This is a genomic window from Enterobacter cloacae complex sp. IR5401, from assembly GCF_049238425.1.
GTDB lineage: Bacteria > Pseudomonadota > Gammaproteobacteria > Enterobacterales > Enterobacteriaceae > Enterobacter > Enterobacter hormaechei_C.
In genome coordinates this window covers 15,927-30,196 of sequence record NZ_JBMKHN010000003.1, presented here as the reverse complement: position 1 = coordinate 30,196, position 14,270 = coordinate 15,927, and the positions used below count along the sequence as shown (strand labels likewise).

Sequence of the window (14,270 nt, the reverse complement as noted above, 5' to 3'; positions counted from 1 at the left end):
CAGATGCAGGCCCCCTTTACACCCCGGGGGGCCCAAAGCAATGTAAAACTTAGTGAATTGCTTCCTGACGGTGATAGCCGCGCCACCATACCAGCAGATTTATCGCCGCGACGATGGCGCCGATGGCGCACACACCCGTCCAGCCCGCATGCTGCCAGGCGGAGGCTGAGATGAGCGAGCCCGCCGCGCCGCCGATAAAGTAGCTGGTCATGTACCCGGCCGTCAGACGGTTACGGGCGTCCGGCTTCACGCGGTAAATCACGGTCTGGTTGGTGATGTGTACGCCCTGCACGGTGAGGTCTAGCACCAGAATACCGACAATCAGCGCCAGCACGGAGACGTGTCCGTACCAGATGGCCGCCCAGGAGAGCAGGAGTAAAACCAGCCCTGCGGAGGTGGTCATATGAGATTTACCTTTATCGGCCAGCCCACCCGCCGGGCGCGCGCCCAGTGCGCCAGCCGCGCCTGCCAGCCCGAACAGGCCAATCACGCCTTCTGAGTAGTTAAACGGTGGCGCGGCGAGCAGAAACGCCATCGACGTCCATAAGATGCTGAAGTTGGCGAAGGTGAGACACCCCAGAATGGCGCGCGTGCGCAGGAGTTTATCCCGGGTGAAGAGGCTGAAAACGGAGGCGAGGAGCTGCGGATAGTTCAGGTGATTTTCCTGCTTCACCTTTGGCAGGCCGCGCCACAGGGCCAGCGCCATGATAAGCATCAGCACGCTCGCCACCCAGTAAACGGTGCGCCAGCCGCCGAGGCTCGCCAGCAGCCCGGCAACGGTTCGCGCCAGCAGGATGCCCAGCAGCAGGCCGCTCATGATAGTACCGACCACTTTGCCGCGTTTTTCCGGGGAAGCCAGCGTCGCGGCGAGGGGAACCAGAATTTGCGCCACCACCGAGAACAGCCCCGTCAGCGCGGTGCCGATAATCATCATCGTTAACGACTGGCTGCTGGCGGTGATCAACATTCCGCCCGCCGCCAGCAGCGTCATGGAGACGATAAGCATCCGGCGCTCAAACATATCGCCTAATGGCACCAGGAACAGCAGCCCGGCTGCATAGCCGAGCTGTGCTGCGGTGACAATAAAGCCGGCGGAGCTGGCTGAAAGATCGAAGGCGCGTGCGATGGTGTCGAGCAGTGGTTGTGCGTAATAGTTGCTGGCGACGGCCAGACCCGTTGCCACGGACATTAAAAGGATGAGTGCGGGGCTAAGCCCTTGAGTTGTTTTTGTCATTAGTTTCAGGAATCGTGAGTTAAGTGATTATTTTTCCGGAAACATAATAACCAATGATGGTGAATGTTGGGGAATTGTTATGTGTGTGTTTGTGCGGTTAAGCCCCTCACCCTAACCCTCTCCCCAGAAGGGAGAGGGAACGCTAACACCCTCTCCCTTCGGGAGAGGGCTGGGGTGAGGGGAAAGTACTTTACTTCTGCGCCTCAAGCGCCTCTTTCACCCAGCCATCGAACTGCTGCTGGTGGGCTTTGATCCAGCCATCCACGTGGCCTTTGATATCTGCTTCGGATGATTTACCCGCGTGCATCATCGCGTTCTGGGCGTTAATGTCAGCCAGCGGCAGTTTCATCACCGAGAACAGCTTCGCCGCCGCAGGGTTTTTCTCGGCCCAGGCTTTGTTCGCCACGATATGCATGGTATTCACCGGGAAGCCATAGTTCATGCCATTTGGCAGTTTGGTGTCGATATCTTTCTGCTCGCCCGGCAGGGAAGAGAAGGGCACCTGCAACCACACCACGTCTTTGCCCGGCTTCAGCACGTCGCTCACCCAGTACGGCGTCCAGGTGTAGTAGATCACTGGCTTGCCTTCTTTAAAGCGGGCGATGGTGTCGGCCATCATCGCAGAGTAATTGCCGTGGCTCACGTCGACGGTCTTAGCCAGATCGAAGGCTTTGTTCTGGTGGTTAATCACCGCTTCACAGCCCCAGCCCGGCGAGCAGCCCATCATGTCGGCTTTACCGTCACCGTTGGTATCAAAGAGTTTGGCGATCTTCGGATCTTTCAGCTGTTCAATATTGGTGATGTGATACTTATCGGCGGTTTTCTTGTCGATCAAATATCCCTGCGCAGCGCCGGTCACAAAGGTGCCTTCACGGTAGAATTTCTTGTCACCGCCTGCGGCGGCATACATATCGTCGTGCAGCGGCTGCCAGTTCACGGCGGTAAAGGTGGCATCGCCGGAGGCAATGGAGGTATAGCCCACGTTGTAATCCACTTCGCTGGCGGTATTCACCGTATAGCCCAGTTTCTCCAGCGCACGGCTGACAATCTGGGTCTGGAAGGACTCTTCCGAAATGGTGCTCTGCACCGGCTGCACGGTAATGCCTTTGCCCGGCAGGTCAGCGGCAACTGCGCTGGTGGAGACAAGGGTCGCAAACGCTGTGGCAAAAAGTACGTTATGTCGCATCGTTGTTCCTTATTTTGTGAATGGGCGGGTGAGTAACCCGACAGGGCCGGTGGTGTACCAGCGACGGTTGCCGCGACTGCGTGAATCACGACCGACAGCCTGGGTCAGGCGGTCAAGAATGATGGCGAGGATCACAATCCCGACGCCGCCGACGGTCGCCAGCCCCATATCGAGACGGCCAATGCCGCGCAGTACCATCTGACCTAACCCGCCAACGGCAATCATTGAGGCGATCACCACCATCGACAGCGCCAGCATCAGCGTCTGGTTAACACCTGCCATAATGGTCGGCATCGCCAGCGGAAGCTGAACCTTAAACAGCATCTGACGCGGGCTGGCGCCGAACGAGCGCGATGCCTCTATCAGATCCGCAGGCACCTGGTTAATGCCCAGAATGGTCAGACGAATAATTGGCGGAAGGGCGAAGATAATGGTCACGACCACCCCCGGTACGTTACCGATGCCGAACAGCATCACGATAGGCACCAGGTAAACGAACGCTGGCGTGGTCTGCATCGCATCCAGCAGCGGGCGGATAATTTTCGCGGCCCGGGGGCTGCGCGCCAGCCAGATCCCCATCGGCAGGCCGATCACCACGCAGAACAGCAGGGCGGTCAGCACCAGCGCCAGGGTGATCATCGCCTGAGACCACGCGCCAATCGCGCCGATGGCAATCAGGGAGATCAGCGTGGCGATCCCCATACCCGCGCTGCCGAACTGCCATGCGATCAGCGAGAACAGGATAATCGCCACCGGCGCGGGCATGCCCAGCATCAGCTGCTGGAAGCCGTTCAGGATGTAATCCACCGGGATGCGGATCCCCTGGAACACCGGACGGAAGTGGGTAACGACCCAGTCGATCCCCTCCGTTACCCAGCTATCCAGCGGGATCAGCGTCTTGTGGAACGGATCCATAATATTGAAATGCTCTGGGGCAGGCGCTGGTGCGCTGTTGAGCCAGTCTGCCGCGCCGCCGCCATCGGCAGGCGCAGGCGTCGAACCCCACGCATCGGCAGATTGCGCCGCGCTGTCCGCTGCTTCAGTGGTGCCCCATGGGTTTGATTGATCAGCCATTGTTTGTCCCCTCGCGATCTAAAGCCTGTAGCAGCATCCGTTTTGAGATGATGCCAACGTACTGTTGTTCTTCACCGACGACCGGCACGGCGCACGGCGCTTGACCCACGTGAGAGAGCAACTCGCTGAGCGGCGTTTCGGCGTCCACGGCAAGCGGAGCGTCAATCAACGCTGCATCGATTCCCTGGTTTTCGCTCAGGGCGGTTTTCAGGGAGTCGATGGAGACAACGCCGACAAATTTATTGCCGCGTTCAACCAGATAACCGTATTCACGGTCTTCGTCCTGCAACAGCTTCAGCGCGGAGCGCGGACCAAAACCTGGCGTTTTTCGAATAATGCCGTTTGGTGTTCGACGGGCAATATCTTTCGCACTGAATACGTGGCTAATATCCACGCCGCGGAAGAAGGTGCGCACATAATCATTCGCCGGATTATTGAGAATTTCATCCGGTGTGCCGACCTGCACCACTTCACCATTTTGCATAATGGCGATACGGTCACCAATACGCATGGCTTCATCCAAATCGTGAGAAATAAAAACAATAGTGCGCTGATGTTTGGCCTGTAATTTTACCAGCTCATCCTGCATCTCGGTGCGAATTAAGGGATCGAGCGCCGAGAAGGCTTCGTCCATTAATAAAATATCCGGATTAATCGCTAATGCGCGCGCTAATCCCACACGCTGACGCATACCGCCGGAGAGTTCATCCGGATACGCATGAGCATAATTTTCCAGCCCGACCTGACGCAGTGCATCAAGGGCTTTTTCCTGACGTTCCTGAGCGGGGATACCGGCTAACTCCATGCCAAAGGCGGTATTATCGAGTACCGTCATGTGCGGCATCAGTGCAAATGACTGAAACACCATCGCAATTTTCTTTCTGCGCACCTCGCGGAGTTCCGCGTCTGATATTCTGGCGATATCAACGCCGTCAATCAGCACCTGTCCGCGGGTGGGTTCAATCAGGCGATTGAGAAGGCGAACCATAGTGGATTTACCCGAACCGGATAATCCCATGATGACAAAAATCTCGCCTTCTTCAATGGCCAGACTGGCGTCTTTAACGCCAAGCGATAGCCCGGTTTTTTCCAGAATTTGCTCTTTCGAAAGGCCTTTCTCAATATATTTGAAAGCACGCTGCGGGTGCTCGCCAAATACTTTATAAAGATTTTTCACTTCTAATTTAATTGCCATGCAATAGAGAGTGTCCTGTTATTTGTTTATGTCGATATGATTACCATGGTAAATAGTTAACTGGCATTACCCTAACATACTCAGAATCTGAGACAACCCTGGGCCAGCCGAAGGCCAGAATTTTGCCGCAAGCGAAACGGCTGAATTTCCCATGAATAAAGGGCTGAGGGCGGTTTGAATTTTTCTCAATTTTTTGCTGCTGCATGGGGAAATTTCGCCTGAATCGGTGTGTTTCAGGCGAATATGACGGGGAAATTACAGTGTAGTACCTGGTGGAATATTTGGCTGGAAATAATGAAATGCAGAGTTAATTAATGAACGTTAATTCATTCATTAAAAATCCCAGTCCTCGTCTTGCGTCTCCACCGCTTTACCCATCACGTACGACGAGCCGGACCCGGAAAAGAAGTCGTGGTTTTCATCGGCGTTGGGCGACAGCGCCGCGAGGATCGCCGGGTTCACTTCCGCCATTTCCGGTGGGAATAACGCTTCGTAGCCCAGGTTCATCAGCGCCTTGTTGGCGTTGTAGCAGAGGAAGGCTTTTACGTCCTCTTCCCAGCCCGTTCCGGCGTACAGCTCCTCGGTATAACTCAGCTCGTTGTCATACAGATCCATCAGTAAATCGAGGGCAAAACCTTTGAGTTCCTCGCGTTTTTCCGGGATGACTTTCTCCAGTTCTTTCTGGTACTTATAGCCGATGTAATACCCGTGTACCGCTTCATCGCGGATGATGAGGCGAATCAAATCGGCGGTGTTGGTGAGCTTGCCCCGGCTCGACCAGTACATAGGCAGCCAGAAGCCGGAATAGAAGAGGAAAGATTCCAGGAATACGCTGGCGATCTTCTTCTTCAGCGGCTCGTCGGCCCGGTAATATTCCAGCACCAGATCTGCCTTGCGCTGCAATGACGCGCTCTCTTCACTCCAGGCGTAGGCGGCGTCCACGTCCCTGGTCTGGCACAGAGTGGAGAAAATCGAGCTGTAAGAGCGGGCATGCACCGCCTCCATAAAGCTGATATTCGACATTACCGCCTCCTCGTGCGGGGTCAGCGCATCACTCATCAGCGCGGGCGCACCCACGGTATTCTGAATGGTGTCCAGCAGCGTCAGGCCGGTGAAGACGCGGATTGTCAGCTGCTGCTCGGCATGGCTCAGAGTTTGCCAGGCCGGAATATCGTTGGAGAGCGGCACCTTTTCCGGCAGCCAGAAGTTGCTGGTCAGGCGGTTCCATACCTCCAGGTCTTTATCATCCTGAATTTTGTTCCAGTTAACGGCGCTTACGCGTGACAGTTTCATCCTTTCTCCTTACAGCGCGCAGGATACGCAGCCTTCAATTTCGGTGCCTTCCAGCGCGAGCTGGCGCAGGCGAATGTAGTACAGCGTTTTGATGCCTTTCTTCCAGGCGTAGATCTGCGCTTTGTTGATATCCCGCGTGGTGGCGGTGTCCGGGAAGAAGAGCGTCAGCGACAGCCCCTGATCCACATGTTTAGTCGCCTCGGCGTAGGTATCAATGATCTTTTCCGGGCCAATTTCATAGGCGTCCTGGTACAGAGCCAGATTCTCATTGGTCATAAACGGGGCAGGGTAGTAGACGCGCCCGGTTTTGCCTTCCTTACGGATTTCAATCTTCGACACGATGGGGTGGATGCTCGACGTGGCGTGATTGATATAGGAAATGGAGCCGGTTGGCGGCACCGCCTGAAGGTTCTGGTTATAAATGCCGTAGCGCATCACCTCTTCACGCAGCTGTTGCCACATCTCACGCGTCGGCAGGGTGATGCCAGCGCGGGCAAACAGCGCGCGTACTTTTTCGGTTTTCGGCTGCCAGTCGCCTTCCAGATACTGGCTGAAATACTCTCCGCTGGCGTAGCGGGACTGCTCAAAGCCTGCGAACCGCTGGTGGCGTTCGCGCGCCAGCATCATCGAGGTATGCACCGCATGCCAGGTGACGGTGTAGAAATAAAGGTTGGTGAAATCCAGCCCTTCGGGGCTGCCGTAGGCGATGCCCTCCCGCGCCAGATAGCCGTGCAGGTTCATCTGCCCAAGGCCGATGGCATGCGACGCGGCGTTGCCCGCTTCAATAGACGGTACGCTGCGGATGTGGCTCATGTCTGATACCGCCGTCAGTCCGCGAATGGCGGTCTCTACCGTGCGGCCAAAATCGGGAGAGTCCATGGTGTGGGCAATATTCAGCGACCCGAGGTTACAGGAGATATCCTTGCCCACGTCCGCGTAGTCGAGGTTCTCGTCGTAGCTGGACGCGCTGTTGACCTGCAAAATCTCCGAGCACAGATTGCTCATGTTGATGCGCCCGCCAATCGGGTTGGCGCGGTTCACCGTATCCTCGTACATGATGTACGGATAACCGGATTCAAACTGAATTTCAGCCAGCGTCTGGAAGAAATCCCGGGCGTTGATGGTTTTTTTACGAATGCGATCGTCGGCCACCAGCTCGTCGTACAGCTCGCTTATCGCCACGTCGCCAAAGGCTTTGCCGTAAATCCGCTCAACATCATACGGTGAGAAGAGCGCCATGTCGGCATTCTCTTTAGCCAGCTTAAACGTGATATCCGGGATCACCACGCCGAGCGACAGGGTTTTAATGCGGATCTTTTCATCGGCGTTTTCACGTTTGGTATCCAGAAAACGCAGAATGTCCGGGTGGTGCGCGTGCAGATAAACCGCACCCGCGCCCTGACGCGCGCCAAGCTGGTTGGCGTACGAAAAGGCATCTTCCAGCATCTTCATCACCGGGATGACGCCGGAGGACTGATTTTCGATGCGCTTAATCGGCGCGCCCGCTTCCCGCAGGTTCGAAAGCAGAAATGCCACACCGCCGCCGCGTTTCGAAAGCTGTAGCGCCGAATTTACCGCACGGCCAATCGACTCCATATTGTCTTCAATACGCAGCAGGAAGCAGGAGACCAGCTCGCCGCGCTGGGCTTTCCCGCAGTTAAGGAACGTTGGCGTGGCGGGCTGGAAGCGGCCGGAGAGGATCTCCTCCGTGAGACTTTCGGCCAGCACTTCATCGCCCTGCGCCAGCGTCAGCGCCACCATCACCACCCGATCTTCAAAGCTTTCTAAATAGCGTTTGCCGTCAAAGGTTTTCAGGGTGTAGCTGGTGTAATACTTCCACGCGCCGAGAAACGTCTGGAAGCGAAAACCGCAGGCGTGCGCCCGTTCAAACAATGCCACCACGAAGGCGCGGTCGTAGCGGGTCAGGACACGCTCTTCGTAATAACCCTCTTTTACCAGCCAGTCGAGACGTTCCTGCTGGCTGCCAAAAACGATGCTGTTCGGGCGCACATGAGCAGCAAAAAAGGCGTCCACCGCCTCACGATCTTTATCAAACTGAATGCGCCCCTCCCGGTCATAGAGGTTTAGCATGGCGTTTAATGCGTGGTAATCCGGCGTTGCCTGAATCACGCGCTCTGCGGTTGTCGTTGCCAAAATTCGTTCACTCCTTTACGCACGTTCTCTACGTCCTGCTGTGTCCCCATCAGTTCAAAACGATAGAGATACGGCACGCCGCATTTTTGAGAGATGACATCCCCGGCGCGGGCAAAGGCCTCGCCGAAGTTGCGATTGCCTGCGGCGATCACGCCGCGAATAAGCTGCCGGTTATGGGGATCGTTCAGAAAGCGGATCACCTGACGAGGCACAGCCCCTGCGGTGCCGCCACCGCCATAGCTGGGCACCACCAGAATGTAGGGTTCGTCTACCTGAATACGCTCCCGCTCGTTCAGCGGAATGCGTATCGCGGGCAGCCCGAGACGCTCCATAAACCGAAGCGTGTTTTCCGAGCTGCTGGAAAAGTAGACCAGCGTGCTCATGCACTGACGCCCTGAGCGGCAAGGCGGTTGATCATGTCCGGACGGAAGCCAGACCAGCTGGTGTCGCCGGCAACCACAACCGGAAGCTGACGGAAACCCTGCGCCCGCAGGGTGTCTGCCGCGTCGGGCACCTGATCAATATTGACCATCTCAAATGCCACGCCGCGGCTCTCCATCGCCCGTTTCGTGGCGTGGCACTGAACACAATCGTTACGAGTGTAAATAATAATGCTCATGATTCGCATTTCCATTTAGAATGAGAGGACGGCGCGAGTAAACGCGTCATATTGTGTGTGTCTTACTAAAGGGAATACTAGATGTAGTTTATATAAGTTTCAACCACACAAGATATGGGAAATTCAGATTAATAAGGCCCCGATGATGAGCCTGGCGGGGCAGGGCGGGCTGTACGGTTTTTTCAGGTTGTCAGGCAAAGAAAAGCCCCGGCGCCTGAGGCTACCGGGGCTAAGAACGCGCGCTTACTTACGCAGACTAAGCAGGGCGCCGACAAAAATCCCGACCGCCGCGACCGTTCCCAGCGTACAAAGCGGTTTTTCACGTACGAAGGTGGTGGCGCAGCTGGCCATGTCGCAGGCCGCCTGAGTGGTACGTGAGCGGCCGTTCATCCTTGCCCGCGTTTCACGCAGCAGAGACTGAGCCTTACGTTTCGCGGCATCTGCTTCGTCCTTCGCGTCAGAGCCCCAGGATTTCAATACGGCTTCCAGCGTGTCCGCTAATTGGCTGACATCGTTACGAATATCCTGTGTGTCGTCATTAATATCGTTTCGGTTCGGTCTGTTAAACATACGATCCTCCATAATTTGTGTTCCCGTTTAGTTTAGTCCAGAAATGTAATATCTGAAGCGAGTCACGGCTTATCGGGCAGTTTATGGAATATTCTGAAAGCCCTGCTAATGCTGAATACTGTAAGGTTGCCGGGCAGGAATGATAATGAGGAAAAGATATGTATTTACGACCCGATGAGGTGGCGCGCGTTCTTGAAAAAGAAGGGTTCACCATGGATGAGGTAACATCAAAAGCGTACGGATATCGCCGTGGTGAGAATTATGTTTACGTCAACCGTGAAGCAAGAATGGGGCGTACTGCTCTCATTATTCACCCGACACTCAAAGACAGAAGCCTGTCATTTGCTGAGCCCGCCTCGGATATTAAAACCTGCGATCATTATCAGCAATTTCCGCTCTATTTAGGCGGCGAGACGCATGAACATTATGGTATTCCGCACGGTTTCAGCTCGCGTATGGCGCTGGAGCGATTCCTGAAAGGGCTGTTTGGCGACGTACAATAACTCTGCGACTGGCATGAGCCAGTCGCCTTACCTTACGCTTTTGCCTGGCTATAAGGGCTGACTTTGAACAGGCGGCGGCAGTAGTCAAGAAAGTAACCGTACACCGCACCCATCAGCATGGATACCACGATATTTGAACTTACCGCAGCGGCGATTTGATGCCAGTCTGCGCCCACCGTCAGCAAAATAAACACATACACCGGGGACTGGAACGTCACGTAAGCCAGCACGTCCGCCAGGTTTTTTACCCAACCCGCCGGGCTAATACGCCGGGCTAAACGCATCACTGCATCGCGGTACAGGCCGTACGGCCAGGCGATCATGATATTCACCGGAATGGCCACCAGGCGCGACGAGAGAGATTGCTCAAAGGACATTCCCGACAGGAAAATTTCAATCAGCATATTCACGACGGAACAGTAAACGACCATCGCGAACGTATCCGCTACCGCATGGCGCAGGCGAGACTGCGGTGAGAACATGTCTGAACTCCTCGAACAGGACAAAAAAGTGGCGTTTTACCTGCGGCCTTTAGTGCTTTAGGTTGGTTTGTTTTGAGTGTATAGCGTATCTCTCTGGCTTTTAACTAACAAGTAGTGATTAATTTTTATTTACTGGCGCTTTAGCCATAAAATTCTCTAAAATTGTGCGTTTTTTGCGCGCTTCGTTATTTTCTCTCCTCGCGCCTATTTTAGTGAAATATATCAATGAATTAGATTATCTATGCGCGTGTGAAACCTTTGTTGTGTGGGATTTTGGAGGCGGTTTTTTGAACGGTTTAAAACAGGGTTTTTTGGCCTGGGGAAGGGCGGTATATTACGCTTTAAAACAGACATATATTTCAGGGTTATATTAACGGGATATTCTAAAACATTTACAATAATGTCAAAACGTCACGGTGGGTAGATATCAGAACCAAAATCAATTATTCTGTTGCCTGATTTATGTTATACACAAGAAGAAAGGTTTTTCATTATTATGGCTTTAACGTTACAGAATCTTAATAATATTCGTACCCTCCGGGCGCTGGCACGTGAATTATCCATGGATGTTCTGGAAGAAGTGCTGGAAAAATTCCGGATTGTCACTGAAGAAAAACGCAGCGAGCAGGCTGAATTAGAGCGTCAACGCGCTGAACAGCAGGATAAAATTAATGCTCTGCTGGAACTGATGAAAGCTGACGGTATTTCTCCGAGCGATCTGTTAGGCAGTGACCTGGCGCAGGCGGGTCAGCCGACGAAAAAACGTAAAGCGCGTGCGGCGAAATATCGTTTTATTGACGCGAACGGTGAAGAAAAAACCTGGACCGGTCAGGGACGTACGCCAAAGCCAATTGCGACCGCACTGGCAAACGGTAAATCGCTGGACGATTTCCTGATCTGATGATTATTCGGGCGGTGTATTCCGCCCGATTATTGACTTAGCAGACGCCAAAGTCACCTTCTTCGGAGTACAGAACTACGTCCGCCGCTTTCAGGTGATATTTCTCGCCCTGCTCATCGCTGGCCTGCACGGCCACAATGTTTTCACCATTCACTTCGAGCACTTTCAGTTTCGGACCGCCCTGACGCGGTTGGACATAATCACCGACAGAAAACATAGCACCTCCTCATCATTGTCATGATCTTCACCATAGCCCACGTCCGGGGCGGGGTACAGCCTAATCTTTCAGATACTCCTTATCAGGTACGTCGGTTCCACGGCATCACTTTCAGAAGTCGCGCCATACCGCAAAAACCTGTCACTCCGGCGAACAGCAGCCCGGCGCCCACAAAACCGCTCAGCAGGAAAAAACCGCTGGAGACGCTGTAACCCAACACCACGCCGCAGAGGATCAGCAGCCCGGCAGCGATCTGCACCTGACGCATCAGCGGAAGCGGCTGCGATCGATCTTCAACGGTCAGCAGCCCGGCCTGTTTCCAGCCCTGAATGCCTCCCTCAACCACACAGGCGTTCGCAGGGGATGCTGCCTGCGCCAGACGAGCAGCATTGTTTGAGGTTCGTGCGCCGGACTGACAGTGGAAAATCACCGTTTCTCCCGGCGCCGCGTTAAGCCCGCCGGGTAACGAATCCAGCGGAATGGAGTGCGCCACCGGAATATGCTCGCGGGCATACTCGTCGGGGTCGCGAATATCGATAAGTTTGGCGCCTTCAGCAATAAGCGCGTTTGCCTGCTGCGGCGAAATAAGAGGAAGAGACATTATGTTTCCTTACGGTCAATTTCAGAACAGTAGAGCATTTAAGGCCGGGTTTAAGCCAGTGTAAAGAGGGTAAAGGCAGGTAAAAGCGCGAGAGACGAATGGCAGTTACCCGTAAACTGGCTACGCTTAGAGAAGTGTCTTTTATAATTTTCAATTGGTTAGCTTGCACGGAGTTATTTATGGGTTTTTGGCGCGTTCTTTTTACGATTATTCTCCCGCCGCTGGGCGTGCTGCTTGGCAAGGGGCTGGGCTGGGCGTTTATTCTGAATATCCTTCTGACCATCCTGGGCTACTTCCCCGGTCTTATCCACGCATTTTGGGTTCAGACGAAGAGCTAGGTACGCCACAGTAAGTCACTGTAGATCCGGGTCAGCACGCCTTCGGGGCCAAATTGCTGTTTTATCCAGCGCGTGACCTGACCGGTCGCCGCATGCTGCGTGGCGAGCAGCATGCGCGAATCCTGGCGCGGATTATTGATTCGCCGCGTTACCAGCAGCCCATCCTCCACCGCCTCACGCGTCATGTATTCCGGTAAAAATCCAATACCTTCCCCCAGGATCTGACACTGGCATTTCGTGTTGAAGTCCGGCACCAGAATCGCCTCCTGACCGTGAAGCAGCCAGCCCACCTTCTTATTGATGGTATGCGCGGTATCCTCGACCATGATATTGGGATACAGACGCAGCTGACTTTCGGAGATGGGCTCCGGGGCGAACGCCAGCGGATGCGTGGGCGCGATGGCAAATACCCAGCGGATCGCGCCTATCTCGGTATAATCAATGCCGCCGCCGTCCAGCAGCGTATCCGGCGCGCCAATGGCGATATTGGCCTGATTATTAATGATGGAATCCCAGACGCCGTTATACACCTCGGTCGTCACCGTGATCTGGCAGGTGGGAAACTGTTTTTTCAGCACCTGGAGCAAACGCGCGGTATGGCGTGGCGTATACAAAAGCTGATTTATGCAGATGCGCACTCGCGTCTCAATGCCCTGAGAAATGGTATCAATCCCGCGCTTGATGGCATGAAAGTCATTCAGCAGGTCGGTCGCTTTACGATAAAAATAAAAACCGGATTCGGTCAGCTCAATGCTGCGCGTGTTGCGTACAAACAGCACCACGTCCAGGCCGGTCTCCATGCGTTTGATGGTGTAACTGATTGCCGAGGTGGTTACGCCCAGCTCGGCAGCCGCTTTGCTAAAACTGCCAAAACGTGCCGCGGTGGTGAAGGCCAGCAAATTCTCTTCGGTAAAGATGGAATTCATATTATGGCTCCTGGTGACCATCAGTTTTGAACATATTTTAACACTGGCGTTACATCATAGTTGATGTTGGTCACAGTTCTGTATTTTTACGTAGGGCCGCGCTGTGTAAGGCTTTTTCAGCCATAAGGATAATGCAGCCTGAAGCGTGTAAAAGCGGTAAAACATAAGAAAAAGGTTGCACAGACGCACGTTTCTGCCGGACCGTTGAATTTAACTCAACAATGAATTGCGTGTCGATGAATCATTTTTAAGCGGATTCTTTTATGACCAGGCTGTTGCTATTCTCAGGTCATCAGAAGTGAAACATAGGGAGTCTGAATATGTCTGCAACTGCACTGGTTACAGAATTTCTGCTGGCGGCAGAAGAGGGCAATATCGACGCGCTAAAAGCCTGCCTGGAAAAAGGCGTGGATATTAACGTAACCAACCGCCAGAAAAGAACCGCCATTATTATTGCCAGCCTGAAAAAGCATTACGCCTGTGTGCAATTTTTAATTGCCGCCGGGGCGGATATTGATAAACAGGACCAGACCTGTTTTAACCCCTTCCTGATCAGCTGCCTGACCAATGATTTAACCCTGCTGCGCATTCTCCTTCCGGCGGATCCGGATCTCGACCGTCTGACGCGCTTTGGTGGCGTGGGCATTACCCCTGCCAGTGAAAAAGGGCACGTTGAAATCGTGCGTGAGCTGCTGGAAAAAACCGACATCAATGTCAACCACACCAATTTTGTCGGCTGGACGCCGCTGCTGGAGGCCATCGTATTAAACGACGGCGGCGCAAAGCAGCAGGAAATTGTGAAGCTGCTGCTGGATCACGGCGCGAACCCGCACATGACCGATAAATACGGCAAAACCCCGCTCGAACTGGCACGGGAAAAAGGCTTCAACGCGATCGCAGACCTGCTGCTGGCGGCAGGCGCGTAGCGCATTCGGTCAGCCTTCACCTGGCTGGCCGTTACTGAAAAAACGCATTGT

The 14,270-nt window shown here is 54.2% G+C and carries 17 protein-coding genes; 4 read left to right on the top strand and 13 right to left on the bottom strand.

Annotated elements, in window-relative coordinates; genetic code table 11:
• Positions 1–49: 49 nt before the first annotated feature.
• The 9 genes from ACOTX1_RS05695 to ACOTX1_RS05655 all read right to left on the bottom strand — a co-directional run bounded on the left by ACOTX1_RS05695 (position 50) and on the right by ACOTX1_RS05655 (position 9,325).
• The gene (locus ACOTX1_RS05695) at positions 50–1,234 is read right to left on the bottom strand and encodes an MFS transporter (RefSeq protein WP_022651721.1); all 1,185 of its coding nucleotides are present in this window, start codon (positions 1,232–1,234) and stop codon (positions 50–52) included.
• A gap of 190 nt (positions 1,235–1,424) precedes the next feature.
• Complete coding sequence (gene proX / locus ACOTX1_RS05690; RefSeq protein ID WP_017382774.1) at positions 1,425–2,420, bottom strand: glycine betaine/L-proline ABC transporter substrate-binding protein ProX; 996 nt, start codon at positions 2,418–2,420, stop codon at positions 1,425–1,427.
• Positions 2,421–2,429: 9 nt separating this feature from the next.
• Positions 2,430–3,494, bottom strand: coding sequence for a glycine betaine/L-proline ABC transporter permease ProW (gene proW / locus ACOTX1_RS05685; protein ID WP_015571659.1), 1,065 nt, complete (start codon positions 3,492–3,494; stop codon positions 2,430–2,432).
• Complete coding sequence (proV, locus tag ACOTX1_RS05680) at positions 3,487–4,689, bottom strand: glycine betaine/L-proline ABC transporter ATP-binding protein ProV (RefSeq protein ID WP_022651720.1); 1,203 nt, start codon at positions 4,687–4,689, stop codon at positions 3,487–3,489. Before proV ends, proW begins: the two co-directional genes overlap by 8 nt.
• 333 nt (positions 4,690–5,022) lie before the next feature.
• Complete coding sequence (nrdF, locus tag ACOTX1_RS05675) at positions 5,023–5,982, bottom strand: class 1b ribonucleoside-diphosphate reductase subunit beta (protein ID WP_023314707.1); 960 nt, start codon at positions 5,980–5,982, stop codon at positions 5,023–5,025.
• Between the two features lie 9 nt (positions 5,983–5,991).
• Entirely contained in the window at positions 5,992–8,136 is a 2,145-nt protein-coding gene (nrdE, locus tag ACOTX1_RS05670; RefSeq protein ID WP_023314706.1) for a class 1b ribonucleoside-diphosphate reductase subunit alpha, read from the bottom strand.
• Complete coding sequence (nrdI, locus tag ACOTX1_RS05665; RefSeq protein WP_003862188.1) at positions 8,109–8,519, bottom strand: class Ib ribonucleoside-diphosphate reductase assembly flavoprotein NrdI; 411 nt, start codon at positions 8,517–8,519, stop codon at positions 8,109–8,111. Before nrdI ends, nrdE begins: the two co-directional genes overlap by 28 nt.
• Positions 8,516–8,755, bottom strand: coding sequence for a glutaredoxin-like protein NrdH (nrdH, locus tag ACOTX1_RS05660; RefSeq protein WP_017382770.1), 240 nt, complete (start codon positions 8,753–8,755; stop codon positions 8,516–8,518). The genes nrdI and nrdH overlap by 4 nt, the downstream gene beginning before the upstream one ends.
• 243 nt (positions 8,756–8,998) lie before the next feature.
• The gene (locus ACOTX1_RS05655; protein ID WP_017382769.1) at positions 8,999–9,325 is read right to left on the bottom strand and encodes a DUF883 domain-containing protein; all 327 of its coding nucleotides are present in this window, start codon (positions 9,323–9,325) and stop codon (positions 8,999–9,001) included.
• Between the two features lie 158 nt (positions 9,326–9,483).
• Here ACOTX1_RS05655 and ACOTX1_RS05650 point away from each other — a divergent pair, with 158 nt between their 5' ends.
• A complete protein-coding gene (locus ACOTX1_RS05650; RefSeq protein ID WP_006811693.1) occupies positions 9,484–9,828 on the top strand; it encodes a DUF2002 family protein in 345 nt (114 codons plus the stop codon).
• 32 nt (positions 9,829–9,860) lie between these two features.
• Here the strand turns inward: ACOTX1_RS05650 and alaE are convergent, their stop codons facing one another.
• Complete coding sequence (gene alaE, locus ACOTX1_RS05645; RefSeq protein ID WP_022651718.1) at positions 9,861–10,310, bottom strand: L-alanine exporter AlaE; 450 nt, start codon at positions 10,308–10,310, stop codon at positions 9,861–9,863.
• Between the two features lie 496 nt (positions 10,311–10,806).
• On the opposite strand from alaE, the gene stpA reads away from it, so the two are divergent.
• A complete protein-coding gene (gene stpA, locus ACOTX1_RS05640) occupies positions 10,807–11,211 on the top strand; it encodes a DNA-binding protein StpA (protein WP_022651717.1) in 405 nt (134 codons plus the stop codon).
• Positions 11,212–11,248: 37 nt separating this feature from the next.
• Here the strand turns inward: stpA and ACOTX1_RS05635 are convergent, their stop codons facing one another.
• Together ACOTX1_RS05635 and ACOTX1_RS05630 are read right to left on the bottom strand one after the other, a co-directional pair.
• Positions 11,249–11,428: a hypothetical protein gene (locus ACOTX1_RS05635; protein ID WP_003862199.1), complete on the bottom strand. Its 180-nt coding sequence runs from the start codon at positions 11,426–11,428 to the stop codon at positions 11,249–11,251.
• 82 nt (positions 11,429–11,510) lie between these two features.
• Positions 11,511–12,029, bottom strand: coding sequence for a rhodanese family protein (locus tag ACOTX1_RS05630; protein ID WP_023314705.1), 519 nt, complete (start codon positions 12,027–12,029; stop codon positions 11,511–11,513).
• Positions 12,030–12,208: 179 nt separating this feature from the next.
• Here ACOTX1_RS05630 and ACOTX1_RS05625 point away from each other — a divergent pair, with 179 nt between their 5' ends.
• Positions 12,209–12,367 carry a YqaE/Pmp3 family membrane protein gene (locus ACOTX1_RS05625; RefSeq protein WP_023314704.1) on the top strand — a complete coding sequence of 53 codons (159 nt, stop codon included), beginning with the start codon at positions 12,209–12,211 and terminating at the stop codon, positions 12,365–12,367.
• On the opposite strand, the gene ACOTX1_RS05620 is transcribed toward ACOTX1_RS05625, so the two are convergent.
• The gene (locus ACOTX1_RS05620) at positions 12,364–13,293 is read right to left on the bottom strand and encodes a LysR substrate-binding domain-containing protein (protein WP_015571650.1); all 930 of its coding nucleotides are present in this window, start codon (positions 13,291–13,293) and stop codon (positions 12,364–12,366) included. The two genes, ACOTX1_RS05625 and ACOTX1_RS05620, sit on opposite strands and share 4 nt — an antisense overlap.
• 320 nt (positions 13,294–13,613) lie before the next feature.
• Here ACOTX1_RS05620 and ACOTX1_RS05615 point away from each other — a divergent pair, with 320 nt between their 5' ends.
• Complete coding sequence (locus ACOTX1_RS05615) at positions 13,614–14,219, top strand: ankyrin repeat domain-containing protein (RefSeq protein ID WP_023314703.1); 606 nt, start codon at positions 13,614–13,616, stop codon at positions 14,217–14,219.
• Positions 14,220–14,270 lie beyond the last annotated feature (51 nt).

Coding starts and splice junctions, on each gene's coding strand:
- proW (WP_015571659.1), bottom strand. CDS start 3,494: ATGGCTGATCAATCAAACCCATGGGGCACCACTGAAGCAGCGGACAGC.
- nrdI (WP_003862188.1), bottom strand. CDS start 8,519: ATGAGCACGCTGGTCTACTTTTCCAGCAGCTCGGAAAACACGCTTCGG.
- ACOTX1_RS05635 (WP_003862199.1), bottom strand. CDS start 11,428: ATGTTTTCTGTCGGTGATTATGTCCAACCGCGTCAGGGCGGTCCGAAA.
- ACOTX1_RS05655 (WP_017382769.1), bottom strand. CDS start 9,325: ATGTTTAACAGACCGAACCGAAACGATATTAATGACGACACACAGGAT.
- alaE (WP_022651718.1), bottom strand. CDS start 10,310: ATGTTCTCACCGCAGTCTCGCCTGCGCCATGCGGTAGCGGATACGTTC.
- ACOTX1_RS05625 (WP_023314704.1), top strand. CDS start 12,209: ATGGGTTTTTGGCGCGTTCTTTTTACGATTATTCTCCCGCCGCTGGGC.
- stpA (WP_022651717.1), top strand. CDS start 10,807: ATGGCTTTAACGTTACAGAATCTTAATAATATTCGTACCCTCCGGGCG.
- nrdH (WP_017382770.1), bottom strand. CDS start 8,755: ATGAGCATTATTATTTACACTCGTAACGATTGTGTTCAGTGCCACGCC.
- proX (WP_017382774.1), bottom strand. CDS start 2,420: ATGCGACATAACGTACTTTTTGCCACAGCGTTTGCGACCCTTGTCTCC.
- ACOTX1_RS05650 (WP_006811693.1), top strand. CDS start 9,484: ATGTATTTACGACCCGATGAGGTGGCGCGCGTTCTTGAAAAAGAAGGG.
- ACOTX1_RS05620 (WP_015571650.1), bottom strand. CDS start 13,293: ATGAATTCCATCTTTACCGAAGAGAATTTGCTGGCCTTCACCACCGCG.
- ACOTX1_RS05695 (WP_022651721.1), bottom strand. CDS start 1,234: ATGACAAAAACAACTCAAGGGCTTAGCCCCGCACTCATCCTTTTAATG.
- ACOTX1_RS05615 (WP_023314703.1), top strand. CDS start 13,614: ATGTCTGCAACTGCACTGGTTACAGAATTTCTGCTGGCGGCAGAAGAG.
- proV (WP_022651720.1), bottom strand. CDS start 4,689: ATGGCAATTAAATTAGAAGTGAAAAATCTTTATAAAGTATTTGGCGAG.
- nrdF (WP_023314707.1), bottom strand. CDS start 5,982: ATGAAACTGTCACGCGTAAGCGCCGTTAACTGGAACAAAATTCAGGAT.
- ACOTX1_RS05630 (WP_023314705.1), bottom strand. CDS start 12,029: ATGTCTCTTCCTCTTATTTCGCCGCAGCAGGCAAACGCGCTTATTGCT.